This window comes from Caballeronia sp. LZ001 (assembly GCF_031450875.1).
In the GTDB taxonomy this organism is placed as follows: Bacteria; Pseudomonadota; Gammaproteobacteria; order Burkholderiales; family Burkholderiaceae; genus Caballeronia.
Genome location: NZ_JARTVX010000001.1, coordinates 250,232 through 270,818, shown reverse-complemented (window position 1 = coordinate 270,818; position 20,587 = coordinate 250,232). Strand labels below are relative to the sequence as shown.

5 protein-coding genes and 1 pseudogene are annotated in these 20,587 nt (G+C 69.3%); all 6 read left to right on the top strand.

The window, feature by feature from the left end; translation table 11 throughout:
• Positions 1–71: 71 nt before the first annotated feature.
• Positions 72–8,933, top strand: a pseudogene (locus tag P9292_RS01125) (amino acid adenylation domain-containing protein); the annotation flags it as partial.
• Complete coding sequence (locus P9292_RS01120; protein WP_309957913.1) at positions 8,926–11,148, top strand: amino acid adenylation domain-containing protein; 2,223 nt, start codon at positions 8,926–8,928, stop codon at positions 11,146–11,148. The pseudogene P9292_RS01125 and the gene P9292_RS01120, both read left to right, overlap by 8 nt.
• Positions 11,145–16,628 (top strand): non-ribosomal peptide synthetase, encoded by a 5,484-nt coding sequence (locus P9292_RS01115; RefSeq protein ID WP_309851981.1) that lies wholly within the window; start codon positions 11,145–11,147, stop codon positions 16,626–16,628. The genes P9292_RS01120 and P9292_RS01115 overlap by 4 nt, the downstream gene beginning before the upstream one ends.
• Before the next feature lie 54 nt (positions 16,629–16,682).
• Positions 16,683–17,474 carry an ATP-binding cassette domain-containing protein gene (locus tag P9292_RS01110; RefSeq protein ID WP_309851978.1) on the top strand — a complete coding sequence of 264 codons (792 nt, stop codon included), beginning with the start codon at positions 16,683–16,685 and terminating at the stop codon, positions 17,472–17,474.
• Positions 17,471–18,451 carry an ABC transporter substrate-binding protein gene (locus tag P9292_RS01105; RefSeq protein ID WP_309957814.1) on the top strand — a complete coding sequence of 327 codons (981 nt, stop codon included), beginning with the start codon at positions 17,471–17,473 and terminating at the stop codon, positions 18,449–18,451. The genes P9292_RS01110 and P9292_RS01105 overlap by 4 nt, the downstream gene beginning before the upstream one ends.
• Positions 18,441–20,468: a Fe(3+)-hydroxamate ABC transporter permease FhuB gene (gene fhuB, locus P9292_RS01100; protein WP_309957812.1), complete on the top strand. Its 2,028-nt coding sequence runs from the start codon at positions 18,441–18,443 to the stop codon at positions 20,466–20,468. The genes P9292_RS01105 and fhuB overlap by 11 nt, the downstream gene beginning before the upstream one ends.
• Positions 20,469–20,587: the final 119 nt, after the last annotated feature.

Sequence of the window (20,587 nt, the reverse complement as noted above, 5' to 3'; positions counted from 1 at the left end):
GCCGGCGCTTCCAGCCGGACACGCAGGCGCATGCCCGCGCCGCCGCGAACCCCTTCGAATTCACACCATTCATGACCGAGATCGCCCGCGAAGTGTCGAAAGAACTGTTGTCCATTTCGACCGCCTACGTTGCCCTGCCGCCGGACAAGCGCGAAGCGTTTCGCGAACGGCTGAAGAAGGGCGGCATCGACGCGGCGCGTCTGCCGATCGTGCGCTATCCCGATCGCGACCGGCGCTTTCCGTTGTCGCACGCGCAGGAGCGTTTGTGGTTCCTGTGGCGTCTGGATCCATCGAGCGCGGCGTACAACGTGACCGGCGCGGTGCGATTGCGCGGCAAGCTCGACACGGCGGCGTTGCGTCGTGCGCTGGAGCGCGTCGTCGCGACCCATGAGAGTCTGCGCCAGCGATTCGGCGAGGCCGATGGCGTGCCGTTTCAGCGCACCGGTCCGTGCGAGTACGGCTGGGAAGCGTTCGATCTCGACGACGCCGGCAATCTCGACGCCACGCTGGCCCATCGTTCGGCGCTGCCGTTCGATCTCGAAAGCGGCCCGCTGCTGCGCGTCGCGCTGATCGCGCTCGGACCGGACGACCGGATGCTGCATATCGCGGTCCATCACATCGTCGCGGACGGCTTGTCGATCGAGGTGTTGGTGGCGGCGCTGGCCTCGGCCTATCGCGAAGCATCCGATGCGCGCGAACGCGATGTGCATCAAGCAACCGTCGACCCCGCACCGCTGCAATACGTCGACTATGCGCAATGGCAGCGCGAGTGGTTCGACGAAGACACCCTCGCGCGTCAGCTCGACTATTGGCGCGAACGGCTCGGCCACGATCATCCGGTGCTCGAACTGCCGCATTCGCGCACGCGCGCCGGCATGCGCAGCGGCGCGGGCGCGCGGCTCGCGCGGGTGGTATCGCCCGCGTTGCAGGCCGCGCTCACACGCGTGTCGCTTGCGGCCGATGCCACGCCGTTCATGACATTGCTCGCGGCCTACGATCTCCTGCTCGCGCGTTACAGCGGCCAGAACGATATCCGCGTCGGCGTGCCGGTCGCGGGACGCGATCGCGCGGAAACGGCGGGCATCATCGGCTTCTTCGTCAACACGCTGGTGATCCGCACGGCGTTCGCCGGCGTGGCGAGCTTCGCGCAACTGCTGGCGCGCGTGCGCGAGCGCGTGCTCGAAGCGCAGAATCACGCGGATTTGCCGTTCACGAAGCTCGTCGAGGCCTTGCAGCCGCAGCGCAGCTTCGGCCATACGCCGCTGTTTCAAGCGATGTTCAACTATCTCGGCGCGGATCGCGACACGCTGCAACTGCCGGGACTCGATGTTGCGAATCATGAAGTGGTCACGCAGACGGCGCGCTTCGATCTCGTGCTCGAAGCGCGCGAACGTGCGCATGGACTCGAAATCGCGTTCGTCTACGCGGACGATCTGTTCGATGCCGCGATGATCGGCCAGATGCTCGATCACTACGTCTGCCTTTTGGAGCAGATCGCAAGCGACGTCACCCGATCTCTCGGCGCATTCGAACTGACGCGCGAGCATGCCGCGTTGCCGCCGAAGAAGGCCTTCGTGCCGGTGTCCGCGCGCTTCGCGCAGAGCGTCGCGCGCCAACCGGATCCGCTCGCCGTGCACTGCGAAGGCGAGCGCGTGACCTACGCCGAACTCGACGCGTGGGCCGCGCACATCGCGCGGCGGCTCGTGCGGGCGGGTGTGCGCGGCGACGATCGCGTCGGCATCTGCATGACGCGCTCCGTCGCGATGGTCGCCGCGCTGCTCGGCACGCTGCGTTCGCCCGGCGCGTTCGTGCCGCTCGATCCCGCGTATCCGGCTGAGCGTCTCGCGATGATGATGGACGACGCCGGTGTACGCGTCGTGCTGACCGATGCCAGCGCGCTCGCGCTATGCGGCGCGCTGTTCGAAGGCCGCACGGCGCTCGACATAGGCGCGCCCGGCGCGCAAACGTCGGACGCGCCCGCGCCCACGCACACGCCGCATCCCGAACAACTCGCCTATGTCATCTACACGTCGGGCTCGACCGGGCGGCCCAAGGGCGTGGCGATCAGCCACGGCGCGTTCGCCTCGCATCTCGATGACTTCATGGCGGCGCACCGGATCGGCGCGGACGATACCGTGCTGCAATCCTCCACCATCAATTTCGACGTGGCGCTGCACGAATTGCTGCCCGCGCTGCTGCAAGGCGGCAAGGTCGAGATGCGCGGCCAGCAGCCGTGGGACATCGACACGACCAGCCGCCATCTGATCGACGCGCGCGTCACGTTCTCGCGCCTGCCGACCGCCTATTGGCAGCAGTGGCTGCGCTCGCCGCCGCCTGCCGGGTCGCTGGCGGCGTTGCGGCAGATCACCGTCGGCGGCGAAGGTTTGCCGGGCGACGCGCTCGCGCAATGGCGCAACGGGCCGCTCGGGCATATCGGTCTCGCTAATCTCTATGGCCCGACGGAGACCACCGTCGCCTGCATGTTTCGCGCGACGACCGCCGACGATGTCACGCATGCGATCGTGTCGATCGGCGTGCCGTATGCATCGCGCACGGCACGGGTGCTCGACCACAATGGCAACGATGCGCCCGTCGGCGCGCTGGGCGAGTTGTGCATTGGCGGGCATACGCTCGCGCGCGGCTATCTCGACCGGCCCGCGCTGACGGCCGACCGCTTCGTGCCGGATCGGTCCGCACCCGGCGCGCGGCTGTATCGCACCGGCGATCTGTGCCGGCGTCGCGCGGATGGCGCGATCGATTTTCTGGGGCGGCTCGATCAGCAGATCAAGCTGCGCGGCATCCGTATCGAACCGGGCGAGATCGAGGCGGCATTGCGTCGCCAGCCCGGCGTCGCGACTGCGGTCGTCGTACTCGCCACCGATTCGGGCACGCCGCGTCTGGTCGCGTATGTCGTCGGAAAGCGTCGGGGAAACGAAACTGTCGCGCTCGACGGGGCGGCGCTGCAACGGGCGCTCGCGCAGGAACTTCCGGCGCATATGGTGCCCGCGGCGTTCGCCGTGCTCGACGCATTGCCGGTCATGCAAAACGGCAAGGTCGACCGCGCGGCCTTGCCTGCGGTCGGCATCGTCACGACGGACGAGCGCATCGCGCCGCGCAACGAGCCGGAGCGCATCATGCTCTCGCTGTGGACGTCGGTGCTGGGCCGCGACGAACTGAGCATCGACGACAATTTCTTCGCCGTCGGCGGCGATTCGATCCTGAGCCTGCAACTGATCGCGCGGGCGCGGGCGCAGGGCTGGCTGCTCACGCCGCGACAGGTTTTCGAGCAGCCGACCATCGCCCGTCTGGCGGCGGTGATGCAGCCGCTGGAGTCGCATCGCGCGATGGCCGAAGTGTTGGAGCCGTTACCGCTCACGCCGATACAGACATGGTTCTTCTCGCGCTATCCCGAAGGCGAGCCACACTGGAACCAGTCGGTGCTGCTCGACGTGCGCGGCGACATGGATACGAACGCGCTCGAACGCGCGCTGCATACGGTCGTCGCCCGTCACGACGCGCTGCGTCTGCGCTTCGAGCGCCGCGCCGACGGCTGGCGGCAGCAGGTGAGCCGCGACGTGCCGGACGATCTGATGACCGTGAGCGATCTGCGAGATCGCGGTGACGAATGGATCGCGGCGCTGACCGCGCAGGGCCAGCGCGCGCAACGCCGACTGGACCTGCAGGCGGGCCGCCTGCTACAGGCCGTCTACTTCAACATTCCCGCTCACGAAGAGGGCGCCGCGCGCGGCCGGCTGCTGCTCGTGATTCATCACCTCGCGGTAGATGGCGTGTCGTGGCGCATTCTGCTGGGCGATATCGAGGCCGCCATGCTCGCCCTGGGCGAGGGCCGCGCCCCCGCGCTCGATGCGGCGACGCCGTGGGGCGCGTGGGTGGTCGCGCAGCGCGCGGCAGTGACGGACGAGCGTTTACACGCGGCGCTGCCCGCGTGGCGCGAGGCCTTGCAAGACGCGCAGCCGACGCTCGAATCCGCGCGCGGCACGACCGCCACCAGCCGCGTGCTCGACTGGCGGCTCGACGCGGCGGCAACCGAGCGATTGCGCCACGCCGCGCCGCGTGCGTATCGGCTCGGCATCGACGAACTGCTGCTGGCCGCGCTGACGCGCGCCGTCGCTGCCACGTTCGGCGGCACGGGCGCATTGCTCGCGCTGGAAGGACACGGACGCGATACGCAAGCCGCTCAGGCCATCGACGTGAGCCGGACCGTCGGCTGGTTCACGACGCGCTATCCGGTCTGGCTGCGCGCTTTTTCCGACGATGCCGCGACGCTCGTCGCGACCAAGGAACGCTTGCGCACGCTGCCCGACGATGGCGCGTCGTGGGGCTGGCTGCACGCCTGGGGCGACGAAGCCGCACGCGACGCGCTGGGCCGCTTGCCCGCGCCGCGCATCAGCTTCAACTACCTCGGCCAGTTCGATCAAAACCTCGCCGCCGACGGCGCGTTCGGCTTCGCCCACGAAAACGCGGGTGATCCACAACCGGATCATGAAGCGCTCGTCTATGCGCTGGACCTGAACGGCATGATCGTCGACGGATGCCTGTCGTTCGGCTGGCGTTACGATCTCGCCGTCTTGCCGCAGACGCAGGTTCACGCATTGATGCAGGCGTTCGACGCCGAAGTGGCGCGGCTCGTCGAGCACTGCGCGCACGCGAGCCCGCGCCCGACCGCCAGCGATTTCCCGCTGGCCGGCATCGCGCAGGACGCGTTCGACGCGCTCGATTTGCCGGCGAGCGGCATCGAGGATATCTATCCGGCGACGCCGTTGCAGCAAGGGCTCGTGTTCCACAGCCTGATGCACCCCGGCGCGTATGTGAACCGCAAGCGTCTGACCTTGCACGGCGCGCTCGACATCGACGCGATGCGCGCGGCGTGGGACATCGTCGTCGCGCGGCATGCGGTGTTGCGCACGCGTTTCGCTCGCGCGCATGGCGGCGAGATGCTGCAAATCGTGCAGACGCGCGTGCCTGAATTCTTCGCCGTCCACGACTGGCGCAATCGCGACGACTACGCATCGGCCTTCGCCGACTGGTTCGGCCAGCGCGCGCCGGCGCTGATCGATCTGAACGCCGCGCCTTTGCTGCACGTCGCGTTGTTCAGGCGCCCCGACGGCGCGCACGATCTCGCGTGGATCAATCATCACGCGCTCGCCGACGGCTGGAGCAGCGCGCAATTGCTGAGCGAACTGGCCCGCGCCTACCGTGCGCTGAGCCGGGGCGAATCGCCCGCGCTCGACCCGGTCGTGCCGTATCGGTCCTATATCGAATGGCTGCGCGCACAGCCCGATTCGGAAGATGGCTGGCGCGCTCGGCTGGCGCGCGCCGATCGTCCGGCGCTGTTGCTCGACAGCGTGCCGGCCGTGCATGCGGCGGACGTGTCCGGCGAGTTTCATCATCGCGACGAATCGCTCGATGCGGCGCTCGGTGCCGCGCTCGCCCATGCCGCGCAGAGCTGCGGCGTGACGCTCAATACTTTGATTCAGGGCGCGTGGGCGCTGCTGCTCGCGCGCTTCGGCAATCGTCGTCAGGCGGCGTTCGGGGTGACGGTGGCGGGGCGTCCGGCGGACCTCCCGCGCGCGGAAGCCATTCAGGGTTTGTTCATCAACAGCTTGCCGCTTTGGGTCGACGTGCCGTCCGGCCAGAGCGTGGCTGACTGGCTGCGCGATTTGCAGCGCGCCAATGTCGAACTGCGTCAGTCGGGCCACACGCCGCTGTCGTCGATTCAGCGATGGGCGGGGCAGGGCTTCGGCGCGCTGTTCGATTCCCTGCTGGTGTTCGAAAACTTTCCGGTCGATCCGGCGCTCGACGATGGTTCGCTCGGCCTGAGCGTGAGCGCGTCGGCATCGTTCGAGCGGACGCATTACCCGTTGACGCTCGGCATCGTGCCGGGTGAATGCATTGCGCTCGAATGGAGCTGGGATGCGCGGCGTCTGCCGGATGCGACGCTCGATATCGTGCGGCACGCGTATGCGGCGCTGCTGCGGCAACTGGCCGATGGCGCGGCGCACGCGAGGCCGCTCGGCACGCTTCGCGTACCGGGCCGCGAAGCGGTGCGCGGCAAGGCGGACGGCGGGGAAGCGCACGCCTACCGGCCGTTCGTCGCGCGTTTCGATGCGCAAGTGTGCGCGCGGCCCGACGCGCCTGCCGTCCATTGCGATGGCGTGACGCTGACGTATCGCGAACTCAATGCATGGGCCAATCGCATCGCGCATCGGCTCGCGGCGGCGGGCGTCGGGCATGAAGCGCGCGTCGGCGTGTTCGTCGAACGCTCCGCCGCGATGATCGCGGCGCTGATCGGCGCGATGAAGGCGGGCGGCGCGTATGTGCCGCTCGATCCCGCATATCCGCGCGAACGGCTTCGCGACATGGTCGACGACGCGGGACTCGCCGCCCTGCTCACCGACGCGAGCACGCATGCGAAGCACGTGGAACTGGACGTTGCGCGCATCCGGGTCGATGAGACCGAAGGCGTGCCGGACACCGCTCGCGCATGCACGTTGCATCCGGCGCAGCTTGCCTACGTGATCTACACCTCCGGCTCGACGGGCAAGCCCAAGGGCGTCGGCATCGGCCACGGCGCGCTGAGTCTGCATCTGGACGATTTCATCGCGGAGAACGGTCTGAGCGCGGACGATCGCGCGCTGCAGTTCGCGACCATCAATTTCGACGGCGCGGTGGAACATGTCTTCGCGACGCTCGCGGTGGGCGCGTCGCTGGAAGTGCGCGGTCCGGTGTTGTGGACCGGTGACGAATTCACCCGCGTGCTGCGCGAGCGCCGCATCACGATCGCGGATCTGCCGACCGGCTACTGGAAGCAGTGGGCGCAACAACTACCGGCCGATACGGCGGATCTCGCGCTGCGCCGCGTCACTGTCGGCGGCGAAGCGCTGCCGGGCGCGGCGCTCGCGGGCTGGTTCGCGGGACCGCTTGCGGACTGCACGCTCGTCAACACCTACGGCCCGACCGAAGCCAGCGTGACGACCTCGGGGCAACGCGTGGGCGTCGCGGACGCACGTAGCGTTTCGGTATCGATCGGCCGGCCGTGGGCGTCGCGTCACTATTGCATCGTCGATGCGGACGGCGAGCCGGTGCCCGAGGGCGGGCTCGGCGAACTCTGCATCGGCGGGGCGACGCTCGCGCGCGGCTATCTCGGCCGCGCCGCGCAGACCGCCGAGCGCTTCATCCCCGATCCGGCGGGCGCGCCGGGCGCGCGCCTCTATCGCACGGGCGACCTGTGCCGCTGGCACGCGGACGGCAGCGTGGCGTTCCTCGGCCGGATCGACGAGCAGGTCAAAGTGCGCGGTTATCGCATCGAACCGGGCGAGGTCGAGCGGGCATTGCGCGCGCGGCCCGGCGTGGTCGAAGCCGTCGTGATCGTGCGCGGCGAACAGGAAGCGCGGCGCTTGCTGGGCTATGTCGTGCGCGAAGCCGGCGCAAGCGTCGAGCAAGCGGCGTTGCTGGAAGCGCTCGCGGGCGTGCTGCCATCGTATATGGTGCCGTCGGCCATCGCCGTGCTCGACGCGCTGCCGACGCTGCCCAACGGCAAGCTCGATCGCCGCGCCTTGCCGGACATCGATACGGATCACCGCGCCTATGTCGCGCCGGCGGCGGGCATCGAGTCCACCGTTGCGGAGATCTGGCAAACGGTGCTCGGCGTCGCGCGCGTCGGCGCCCGCGACGACTTCTTCGCGCTCGGCGGCCATTCGCTGCTCGCGCTGCAAGTGGCGGCACGACTGCAACGCACGCTCGGCCGCGAGATTGCGCTGCGCCTGCTATTCGATCATCCGCTGCTGAATGCGCTCGCCGCCGCGCTCGAACAGCCGCCCGTGCCTCGGGCCGATGCGCCTCGCCGCGAGCCGTTGCGCCGTCTGCATCGACGTGAAGTGCACGCGACGCACGGCCAGGAGCGTCTGTGGTTCCTGTGGCGTCTGACGCCCGACAACCCGGCCTACCATCTGAACTTCGCCGTGACGCTCGACGGCGCGCTCGACGCTTGCGCGCTGCATGCCGCGTTCGATGCGGTGATCGAACGTCACGAAATGCTGCACAGCCGATTCGAGGAACGCGACGGCGCGCCGTGGCTGATCGTCGACGAAACGCTCGGCGGCGAGTGGTCGGAGGCGACTTTCCCCACGGCCGCGACCGACGCGACCGATGCGACCGATGCGACCAGCGCCGCCGACCCGCATCCCGCGCTCGCGGCCTGGCTGCACGACGGCGCGACGCGGCCCTTCGATCTGGCGCGCGGCCCGCTGCTGCGCGCGCAACTCGCGCGACTGCGCGACGACTCCCACGTATTCGGCCTGACGGTGCATCACATCGCGGCGGATGGCTGGTCGATGAATCTGCTGATCGACGAACTGCTCACGGCGTATGCGTCGCTGCGTCACGGCGCTGCGCCCGCGCTCGCGCCGCTGCCGGTTCAATACACGGATTTCGCCGTCTGGCAGCGCGAGTCAGTGGACCGCGCGGCGCTCGCCCGGCAGCTCGACTACTGGCGTGTGCGTCTGGGCGACGAACAACCGGTGCTGGAACTGCCGTCGGACCGGCCGCGTCCCGCCCGGCGCGATGCGCATGGCGGCGAGGTCGACGCGCCGCTGGATCCGTCGCTCGCCGATGCGCTGCAAGCCTACGCGCGCGCTCACGATGCGACCTTGTTCATGACGCTGCTGGCGGCGTTCCACGCGCTGCTGCATCGCTACGGCGGCCAGCGCGATATCCGCGTGGGCATTCCGCTCGGCGGGCGCGAGCCGATCGAGACGGAACCGCTGATCGGTTTCTTCGTCAACACGGCCGTGGTGCGCGCGGACATGTCGGGTGGCGTCGCGTTCGACGATTTGCTGGCGGAAGTGCGGCAACACGTCCTCGACGCGCACGCAAATCAGGACGTGCCGTTCGCCCGGATCGTGGATGCGTTGCAACCCGCGCGCGTGGCGAGCCATACGCCGCTGTTCCAGGCGATGTTCAATCTCGACGTGCCGGCCGCGCCGCTCGAACGGCATGCCAGGCACGGGTCTGCGCTGGTCCGCGCTGGAAGCCGGGCGGAAGGCCGCGCAATTCGATCTGACGCTCAACGTCACGGTCGGCGCGCGCATCGGGCTGTCGTTCAGCTATGCGGCCGATCTGTTCGACCGGGCGACGGTCGAACGCGTGCTGCGCGATTATGTCGGCGTGTTGCGGCATATCGTGCGGTCGGATGCGCCGCGTCTGCGCGATTTCCAACTGGAGGCGCAAGCGGTCGCGCAACGCGGCGCGAGCGCGGATTTGCCGCTCGTGCCGCTCGTGCCGCTTGTGCCGTTCGTGCCGTTCGTGCCGGTTCACGCGCGCGTGGCGGAGCAGGCGCGCCGCACTCCGGATGCCATCGCCGTGCGATGCGACGGCGCGGCGCTCGGTTACGCCGAACTGGACGCGCGGGCGACCCGCCTCGCACATCGTCTGCGACGCCTGGGCGTGACGGCGGAAACGCAAGTGGGCGTCTGCATCGCGCGTTCGCCGCTGATGCTGGTCGCGACGCTCGCCGTCATGAAAACCGGCGCGGCCTACGTGCCGCTCGATCCGGGCTATCCGGTCGCGCATCTCGCGGGCATGGCCGAAGATGCGCGACTCGTCTGCACGCTCGCCGATGCCGCCGGCCGCGACCGTCTGGCGGAAATCGCGGGCGCTCATGTGCTCGTCGACGTCGAGCGGGACGAGCCCGCGGACGATGCCCCGCTTGCGCCGACGTTTGCACCAATATACGCAGCGCAGTCGGCCTACGTGATCTACACGTCCGGCTCGACCGGCAAGCCGAAAGGCGTCGCTGTATCGCACGGCGCACTCACGCGTTTTCTCGACAGCATGCAGGCGCGCCTGCAATTGCACGCCGACGACGTGTGGCTCGCCGTGACGACGCTGTCCTTCGACATCGCCGCGCTGGAACTGTATCTGCCTCTGCTGACGGGCGGCACGATCGAACTGGCGACGCGCGAAACGATCGCGGATGGCCGTCGTCTGGCGACGCTGATCGAACGCTCGAATGCGAGCGTCATGCAGGCGACGCCGATGGGCTGGCGCGTCCTGCTCGACGGCGGCTGGACGAATCGGCGCGCCGCCGCCATGCCGTCGAATCCGTCGCGTGCGATGCGTGCGCTGTGCGGCGGCGAAGCGTTGCCCGCCGATCTTGCCGACGCGCTCCATGCGCGCGGCGTGCAACTGTGGAACCTGTACGGGCCGACTGAAACGACCATCTGGTCGAGCGCCGCGCGACTCGAAGCCGGTGCATCGATCACGCTCGGCGCGCCGCTCGAACACACGACGCTGATGGTGCTCGACGCCGACGGCAATCCGGTGCCGGAGAACGGCATCGGCGAGTTGTGCATCGGCGGAGACAATCTCGCGCGCGGATATACACGTCGGCCCGGACTCACCGCCGAGCGCTTCATGCCGGATCCGCACGGCGCGCCGGGCGCGCGTCTTTATCGCACGGGCGATTTGTGTCGCGTGCGCCGTGGCGGCGCGCTCGACTATCTCGGCCGCGCCGATCAGCAAACCAAACTGCGGGGCTTTCGCATCGAACTGGGCGAGACCGAGGCCGCGTTGCGCGCGCTCGACGGCGTGGACGATGCCGCTTGTCAGATTCAGGGCGAAGGCACGGCGCGCCGCCTCGTCGCGTTCGTGACGGGCGATGCCGGGCGGCCGGACCCGGCCACGCTGCGTGCATGGCTCGCGAGCCGTCTGCCGCCGCAGCAGGTGCCCGCGCAGATCGTGCGGCTGGATGCCTTGCCGCTGACCTCGAACGGCAAGCTCGACCGCCGCGCGCTGCCGATGCTGACCTCGCGCGCGTCGCACGACTATCAGCCGCCGGTCACGCCGACGCAGACGCTCTTGTGCGACGTCTGGGCGGACGTGCTGGCCGTGGATCGCGTCGGAATCGACGACGATTTCTTCGTGCTCGGCGGTCACTCGCTGCTCGCTGTGCGCGTGGCGGCGCGGATGGGCGAGGCGCTGGGCCGCAAGATCGAATTGACGTCGTTGTTCGAGCATCCGGTACTCGCCGATCTGGCCGAACGACTCGACCGCGACGCGCCCGCATCCGGCGACGCCGCCGGCCCTCACACGCTCGACGCATTGCAGGATTTGCTGGACTCGCTATGACCGACACGATCTCCCGCTCGCCGCGCGCCGACGCCGCGTCGCGCCGTCCCGACGCCATGCATCTCGCGCGCCAGTACGCGTCGCTTGCCGAGGACAAACGCGCGCTGTTCCGCGCCCGCGCCCGTGCGCAACAACTGGATGCGGGCGCGCTGCCGGTCGTGCCGCTCGCGCCACGCCCGGCGCGTTTTCCGTTGCTGCCCGCGCAGGAACGCCTGTGGTTTCTCTGGTGTCTCGATCCGCATCACGCGGGTTATCACATCGCGCATACGCTGCGGCTCACCGGTCGCCTGGATATCGCGGCATTGCAGCGCGCGCTCGCGCAACTGGTGCGGCGTCACGAGGCGTTGAGATTGCGCTTCGAGGCGCAAGACGGCGTGCCGGTGCAAACCGTGACCGGCGACGCCCACTATCGCTTCGAGCAGACGCGTGTCGCGGACGAAGGCGCGTCGCTCGACGACGCGTTGCGCGCGTTCGCCTGCGCGCCGTTCGATCTCCAGCACGGGCCGCTGCTTCGCGTCGCGTTGTTCGAGACGAGCCGCGATCGGCATGTGCTTCAGTTCGTCGTGCATCACATCGTCGCGGATGCGTGGTCGATGGACGTCCTGTTCCGCGATCTCCTCACGCTCTATCGCGCTGAACGCGATGAAGGCATCGAACGCGCTGCGTGCGCCTTGCCGCCGCTGCCGGTGCAACTGGCCGACTACGCGCTCTGGCAACGCGAGTGGGGCGCGGACGAACGGCTCGCGGAGCAGATCGTCCATTGGCGCGAACGGCTCGACGGCGCGCCCGCTGCGCTCACCTTGCCGCGCGACGTGCCGCCGCGCGCGACACGTTCGCACGATGGCGGACTCGCGCGCGTGCACTTGCCGCCCGCGTTTGCCGACGTGGCGCGCCGCATCGCGCGTGAGCGGCGCACGACGTTGTTTACCGTGCTGCTCGCCGTGTTCGACGTGCTGCTGTATCGATATTCCGGGCAACGAACGGTCGTGGTCGGCGTGCCGACGGCCGGGCGGGCGCGCTCGGAACTGGAGCAGGTCGTCGGATTCTTCGTCAACACGCTGATCGTGCGCGCCGATCTCGACGGCGCGCACGCCTTCGACGCGATGCTCACGCGTCTGCACGAACGCGTGCTCGACGCGCAGGCGCATCAGGATGTGCCGTTCGCGAAGCTGGTCGAGGCGCTGGGCGTGGAACGCCATCTCGATAGCTCGCCGCTGTTTCAGGTGATGTTCGATCTCGCCGTCGATGCGCCGGATTCCGCCGAGCCGGAAAGCGTGCCCGGTTTGCGGGTCGAATCGATCGGCGACAAGGCCGTCACCGCGCGCTTCGATCTGGCCTTGAACGCGCGCGATCGCGGCGCGGGACGCGGTATCGATCTGGCGTTGACGTATGCGCAAGACCGCTTCGTCGCGTCGACCGCGCAGCGCATGCTCGACGACTACGCCGCGTTGCTCGAACAGATCGCGGCGCAACCCGCGCGGCGCATCGGCGATCTGGCCGCGCGCGGGATGCCGCCGCGCCGCGCCGATTCGCTCGCGCGCAGCACGACGCCCGCGCATGTGCGTGTCGCGCAACGAGCGCGGCTGTGTCCGGCGCGCATCGCGTTGCGCTGCGAAGGCGCGTCGCTCACGTATGCGGAACTGGCCGGCTGGGGAGGGCGCATCGCGCTGACGTTGCGCGCGGATGGCATCGCGCCGGGCGAGCGCATCGGTCTGATGCTCGAACGCTCGCTCGCGCTGCCGGCGGCGTTGCTCGGCGTGCTTGAAGCAGGCGGCGCGTTCGTGCCGCTCGATCCCGAGTATCCGGAAGCGCGTCTGCGCGCGATGATCGACGACGCCCGCGTGACCCGCATCGTCGTCGACGAGACGACGCGCGAACGCTGGCGCGACCTGCTCGCGCCGCTGCGGCCGATATCCGCGCCCGCCGCGCGCACGGCGACGAACCTGTCGGCGCGCGACGACCGCGCATGGACCCTCTGGCCGGACGCGCTCGCCTACGTGATCTACACCTCCGGCTCGACGGGCACGCCGAAGGGCGTCGCCATTTCGCATCGCTCGCTCGCGCTGCATCTGGAAGATTTTCTGCACGATCACCGCATCGCGGAGACGGACGTCGTGCTGCAATCGTCGACCATCAATTTCGACGTCGCGCTGCATGAGCTGTTGCCCGCGCTGATCGCGGGCGGCCGCGTCGTGATGCGCGGCCCGCGCGCGTGGGAACTGGAGACGCTGAACCGCACGCTGATCGACGAGCGCGTGAGCTTCGCGCGTATCCCGACCGCGCTGTGGCAGCAATGGCGCATCGCGCTGCCGCCGGCCGCCGAGATCGCGCTGCGCCAGATCACCGTCGGCGGCGAAGGCCTGCCGGGCGACGCGTTGCAGCGCTGGTTCGAAGGCCCGCTCGCGCACGTGGCCATCGACAATCTCTATGGGCCGACGGAAACCACGGTCGCGGCGCTGCATCATCCGGTGACGCACGGCGACACGGGGCACGCGATCGTCGCGATCGGGCAATGCTATCCGTCGCGCCACGCGTATGTGGCGGATGCCGACGGCAATCGCGCGCCCGATGGCGCGCCCGGCGAACTGTGCATCGGTGGCGCGACGCTGGCGCAAGGCTATCTCGGCCGCGCCGCGCTCACCGCCGAACGCTTCGTGCCGGATCCGTACGGCGAACCCGGTTCGCGGACGTATCGCAGCGGCGATCTGTGCCGCGCGCGCACGGACGGCGTCATCGACTTTCTGGGGCGGATCGATCAGCAAGTGAAGCTGCGCGGGCATCGCATCGAACTGGGTGAAATCGAAGTCGCGCTGCGTCGTGTCGATGGCGTGCGCGAAGCGATTGCCGACGTGCGCGGCGAGGGCGATCGCAAGCGGCTGGTCGCGTATTTCACGGGCGATGCGCCGCCGGATCGCGTACGCGCCACGCTCGCAGGCGCGTTGCCTGCCTCGCATGTGCCGTCCGTCTGCATGCGGCTCGATGCGTTGCCGACGCTGCACAACGGCAAGCTCGACCGCCGCGCGCTGCCCGATCCCGATGGGCTGTTGGAGACTGGTTCCGATGCGCCGGACGGCGCGCGGGAGAGCGCGCTGCTCGCGGTATGGCGTACCGTGCTGGGCCGGCAGGATATCGGCGTCACGGATAATTTTTTTGAACTCGGCGGCGATTCGATTTCCAGCCTGCGCGTGATCGCCCAGACGCGCGGCGCGGGATGGACCGTCACGGCGCGGCAGGTATTCGAACATCCGACCGTGCGCGCATTGGCCCGCGTGGCGCGCGCAGCCGACGCGCAAGCCGCGTCGAGCGTGACGTTGTCCGGGCCGGTCGATGCGCCGCTCGCGCCGATGCAGCACTGGTTCTTCGAACGCTTCCCGGCCGCGCCGTCGCGCTGGAATCAGGCGGTGCTGCTGCGTTGCGCCGACACGCTCGATGTCGGCGCCTTGCGCACGGCGCTCGCCGCGCTGCTCGCCACGCACGACGCGTTGCGCGCGCGCTTTCGCCACGACGCGATTCACGACGAGTGGACGCAGACCATCGCGCCGCCGTCGGCGGCGCGCGCAATGGCGGAGGATGCGCTGCTCGTCGAGGAAATGCGCGCTGCCGCCGGCCCCGCCGATGCCGCCGCGCGCATCGAGGCGATCGCGGAGCGCGTGCACGGCAGTCTCGATCTGGCGGACGGCCCGCTGCTGCGCGCCGCGTGTCTCGCGACGCCGGAAGGGTCGCGGCTGCTGGTCGCGGTTCATCATCTGGTGATCGACGGCGTGTCGTGGCGCATCCTGCTCGACGACCTGATGACCGCCTACGAAGCGGCGCGCACGCCCGGCGCGCGCGTCGCGTTGCCGGCGCCCGCCACGACGTGGGCGCAATGGACGACGTCGCTCGCGCACTACGCGCGCTTGCCCGAGCATCTAGGCGAATTGGCGTGGTGGCAGGCGCAACTGGGCCACGCCGCGCCGTTCGCAAAGCCGCTGGGCGACGCGACGCTCGCAACCGACTGGACACTCGACTTATCGGCCACGCGCCGTCTGACGGAGTCGGGCGCGCGGATCGACGAAGTGCTGCTTGCCGCGCTCGCGCATGCGTGCGCCGAACATCTGCCGGAGATGCCCGCGGTCGTCGAAATGGAAGGACATGGCCGGACGGATCGCGTCGCGGATCTCGATCTGAGCCGCACGATCGGCTGGTTCACGACGCAGTTTCCGCTGCGGCTGAACGCGCTGGACGATCCGCACGCGACGCGCCGCGCGATCTCCACGGCGTTGCAGACGGTGCCTGCCGCCGGGCTGCACTACAACCTGTTCCGCTTCGCCGGGACGCCTGCCACGCGCGCGACGCTGGCCGCGCTCCCGCCGACGACGCTCGGCTTCAACTATCTCGGCCGTTTCGAAGAGCGGCTGAGCGAAGGGCGCTTCGCATTCGCGGCGGAAGACAGCGGCAACGGCACGCGCGATAGCGTCGCTGCGGGGCCGCGTCACGTGCTCGATCTGAACGGTCTGATCGCGGGCGGTTGCCTCAAGGTGGACTGGAGCGCGGCGGCGTCGACGATCGACGCGCAACGGCTCGGCCGCCTCATCGCCACGTTCGATACGCACGTGCGCGCGCAGGTCCTCGACACGCACGCGGTGACGGAGGCGAAGCCGCGCGCATCCGGCTTGGCGCTGTTCGACGGCCTCATGCGCGCCGCGCCCGTCGTCACATCGGACGACGACGACACGCATCGGGCCTTCGAGGTCTGGCGTCAGCGCTTCATCACCGAGGCGATGCTTTGTCCGTCGATAGATGCCTGCGTGCAGCCGCTCAACGCGAGCGGCGCGCCGCTGAACCTGTTCTGCTTTTACCCGGGCTTCGGGATGGTCGGCGAGTACCGCTTTTTGGCCGCCGCCTTGCAGGGCGTGGCGTCGGTGATCGCGCTGCGCTCGCCCGCCTTCGCCGGCGATGCGCGCGTTCACGCCGATTCGTTCGACGCGCTCGCCGAAATCTGCGTGGGGCAGGTGCTCGATGTGCAATCGAGCGGACCGTTCCGGCTGCTCGGCTGGTCGCTCGGCGGCAGGCTCGCGTTCGCCGTGGCCGCACGGTTGCGCGCGCGCGGTTTCGAGGTCGACTTTCTGGGCCTGCTCGATACCGCGACGCACACCGGCGACATGCCGGAAGCCACGTCCGCGGCCGACGACGCGCTGTCCGCGTGGCTCGACGCACAAGCGGACGGCGCACGCCTGCGCGCGCTATTCGAACGCACGACGTCGATCGACGAGATGCATTACCGGCTGCGCGTCGCGCACGCGTTGCCTCGCATCGACGTGCCGCTGAGCTTCTGGCGCGCGACACGCGACACGTCGGCGCAACGCGAACGCGACTGGCAGCCGTGGACGAGCGCAGCGGTGCACGAGATCGGCATCGACGCGACGCACAGCGGCATCGTGCATCACCCGGCGGCGCATGCGGGCGTGATCGAACGGCTGCGCGCGCTGATCGACGGATGACAGGCGGACATCAGAACCGCTTCCCCCAATCAATTCACAAGGCAACGATTCGTCATGCAGGAAACCGGCGGTCATCCGCTCTACAGACTGTCTCACGTCGATTTTGAAATCGGCGGCAAGCCGTTGCTGCACGATATCTCGCTCGATATCGGCGCGGGTGAAGTGGTCGGCCTGATCGGCCACAACGGCTCGGGCAAGACCTCGCTGATCCGGCTGCTCGCGCGCCTGCATCAACCGACGCGCGGCACGATCGAGTTCGATGGCCAGCCGCTTGCGAGCCTGCCGCACCGGCGCTTCGCGCAGCAGGTCGCGCATCTGCCGCAAACCACGCCCGCGACCGACGGGCTGCTGGTGCGCGAACTCGTGGCGCTCGGCCGCTATCCGTGGCATGGCGCGCTCGGCCGCTTCACGGCGGACGACCGCCGTCGCGTCGACGAGGCGATGGCTTGGACCGATGTCGCGCATTACGCGGACCGTCCGGTCGACAGTCTTTCGGGCGGCGAGCGGCAGCGCGTCTGGCTCGCGATGCTGATCGCGCAGGACAGCCGCTGCGTGTTGCTCGACGAGCCGACTTCGGCGCTCGATATCGGACATCAGCTCGGCGTGCTCGGTCTCGTGCGCAAGCTGTGCGACGAGCACGGCATGACCGCGGTGATCGTGCTGCACGATGTCAACATGGCGACGCGCTTCTGCACGCAACTCATCTCCCTGCGCGGCGGCAAGCTGCTGATGCAGACCGATCCCGCCGGAACCATGCGCGCCGACGTGTTGCAGGCGATCTACGGTGTGCCGATGGGCGTCATGACCGATTCGCTGAGCGGCCATCTGATCGGGTATCCGCGATGATGCGCCGTTCCGTTCCCGCCGCCGTGGCATCGCCCGATGCGATGCGTCGCCGCTGGCTCGGCGCGACGCTCGCCGCTGTCGCCGCCGTTAGCGCCGCGCCCGGCGCATTCGCCGCGCCAGCGCCCGCCGCCGCAACCGCACGCCGCATCGTCACGATGAACTGGGAACTCACCGAAACGCTGCTCGCGCTGGGCGTGGCGCCGGTGGGCACGTCGCTGCCGGACTGGTATCGCACGACCATCGTCGAGCCGCCGCTGCCGGCGGGCGTGGCCGATATCGGCTTGCTGTATCAGCCGAACTTCGACGTGCTGCGCATGCTCGCGCCCGATCTGTTCGTCATCACGGCAGAGCACGCGCCCGCGCGGCCGTCGCTCGAAAGGCTCGCGCCGACCATCACGCTGGGCGGATATATGTCGAGCGATACGCCGTATGCGGCGCTATGCGACGATACCGCGCGGCTGGCCGCGCGGCTGCAACGTCCGGCGCGCGCATCGGCGCTGATCGCGGACGCATCGCGCACGACCGAGGCCGTGCGCGCCCGGATCGCCGCGCGGCCGGAACTGAGCGCATCGCCCGTGATCGTCGCGGATCTGGTCGATGACCGGCATCTGCGCGTCTACGGGCGAGGCAGCCTGTTCGACGCGATGCTCGCGAAGCTCGGCGTGCGCAACGCAGTCAATCCATCGTCGGGTGGGCGCGTGTGGGCCACGCAAGCGGGCGCGGCGCTCGTGCCGCTGCAACGGCTCGTCGACGTGCAGCAGGCCAGTTTGCTGCTGGTGGCACCGGTCGCCGCGCCGGTCGTCGCGCAACTCCGCTACAACGCGATCTGGCAGGCGTTGCTGGCCGTGCGCGCGCGACGCGTCGCCAGGCTGCCGGTGATCGCGCCTTACGGCGGACTCGTGTCGATGCAACGCTTCGCGCACGCCATCGACAATGCGCTCGGTCTGATCGCGCAAGGAGGCGGCGGTGTCGCGTGATCTGACTGCATTGCCCGGCGCACAGCCGCCGCGCGACTATCGGCTGGCGCTGGTCGGGGTGCTCGGGCTGGTGGCGCTCGGGTTGTCGATTGCGGGCATCCACGCGGAACTGGGCGGCGCGTCGTTCTGGTCGACCGTCCTGGCGCCCGATCGTACCGATCTGCGTCAGGTGCTGGTGCGCGACAGCATGTTGCCGCGCATCGCGATGACGCTGTTGTGCGGAAGCGCATTGGCGCTGGCCGGCACGCTCGCGCAGCAGGTGCTCCGCAATCCGCTCGCGGAACCGATGACGCTCGGCATCTTTCCCGGCGCGTATCTCGCGCTGATGCTCGCCGAATTGTGGGCGCCGTCGCTGCTTGCCGACGGACGCACGGCGGTGGCGCTCGGCGGCGGCGCGCTCGCGATGACGCTCGTCTTCGCGCTCGCCTGGCGGCAGCGCATGTCGTCGCTCGCGGTGATCCTCTCCGGCATGATCGTCAACTTGTATTGCGGTGCGATCGCGCTCGGCATCACGCTCGCGCACTTCGATCTGATGTGCGGGCTGATGATCTGGGGCGGCGGCGCGCTCGACCAGACCGCCTGGCAGGACAGCGCGCACTTGTTCCTGAGCGTGCTCGCGTGCTTCGCGGCGACCGTCTTCATGGTGCGTCCGCTCGGCGTGTTCGAGGCAGGCGATTCGACCGTGCAAGGTCTGGGCATCGCGTTGCAGCGCACGCGCTTCGCGGCGTTGCTGATCGCGGTGGTGCTGACCGCGTGCGTGGTGTCGGCGGTGGGCGTGATCGGCTTCGTCGGGCTGGCTGCGCCCACGCTCGCGCGGCTCGCGGGCGCGCGGCGGCTGCGTCAGCGCTTGGTGTGGGCGCCGTGCCTCGGCGCGGTGCTGCTCTGGTGTACCGATGAAATCGTCCGGCTGATCGCCGCAGGCGAGCTGTTCTCCGCCCATCTGGTGCCCACCGGCACGGTGACGTCGCTCTTGGGCGTGCCGCTTCTGCTCGCGTTACTGCCGCGCCTGCGCACGCAGCCCGACCTGCATACGGTCGCCATCGCGCATGCGCCGCCCGCGAAGCTCGCCCGGCGTCTGCCGTGGGCGTTCGTCGCGCTGGCGGTGGTGCTGACGTTGTGCTTTTGCGTATCGCGCGGGCTGGATGGCGGGTTCGTCGCCGATAAAAATGAAATCGCCGCGCTGATGTTCTGGCGTCTGCCGCATACCGTCGCGGCGCTCGCGGCGGGCGTGTTGCTCGCCATCGCGGGCACGCTGATCCAGCGTGTCACCGCCAATCCGATGGCGAGCCCCGACTTGCTCGGCGTGAGTTCGGGCGGCGCGCTGGGCATCGTGGTCGTCCTGTTCGCCGGTTTGACGTCGACGCCCGGCGCGCTGTTCGGCGGATGCCTCGCCGGCGCGATCGTGACGCTGGCGCTGCTGTTGTGGCTCGGCGCGCGCGCCTCGTTCGCGCCCGAACGGCTGTTGCTGATCGGCGTGGCCATCAGCGCGCTGTTTCAGGCCGTGGTCGGCGCGTTGCTCGCTAGCGGCGATCCGCGCGGCGGCCTGCTGATGAACTTCGTCATCGGCTCGACTTACTACGTCGAACCGTCTGCGGCGTACTCGGCCGCCGCCATCGCGATAGCGGGGCTTGCGCTCGCGCCGCTGATGTCGCGCTGGCTCGAAGCGCTGGGTCTGGGCACGACCATCGCCGATGGTCTCGGCGTGCCGGTCGTGCGCGCGCGCTTCGCGATCTTGATCTTGGCGTCCGTGCTGACGGCGGCATCGACCCTGATCGTCGGTCCGTTGTCCTTCGTCGGCCTGATCGCGCCGCATGTGGCGCGCTATTCCGGCGCGAGACGCCCCGCCATGCAAATGTGCGTCGCGGCGGTGTTCGGCGCGCTGCTGATGGGTCTGGCGGAGTGGCTCGGACGGCAGATCATGTTTCCCGAGGAGATGCCCGCCGGACTCGTCGCGACGCTGATCGGCGGTCCGTATCTGATCGCGCTGACGCTGCGCAAATCTGTTTCGTCGACCTGAGAAGGGCATCGGTCAGCGCGTATCACGTCAGGTTTTTGAAAGCAAATTATTTGTTCCGGCTAAGTGTGCAAATGCGAATCATTATCGTATAGTGATGCTCTCGAAACAGGAACGCTCGA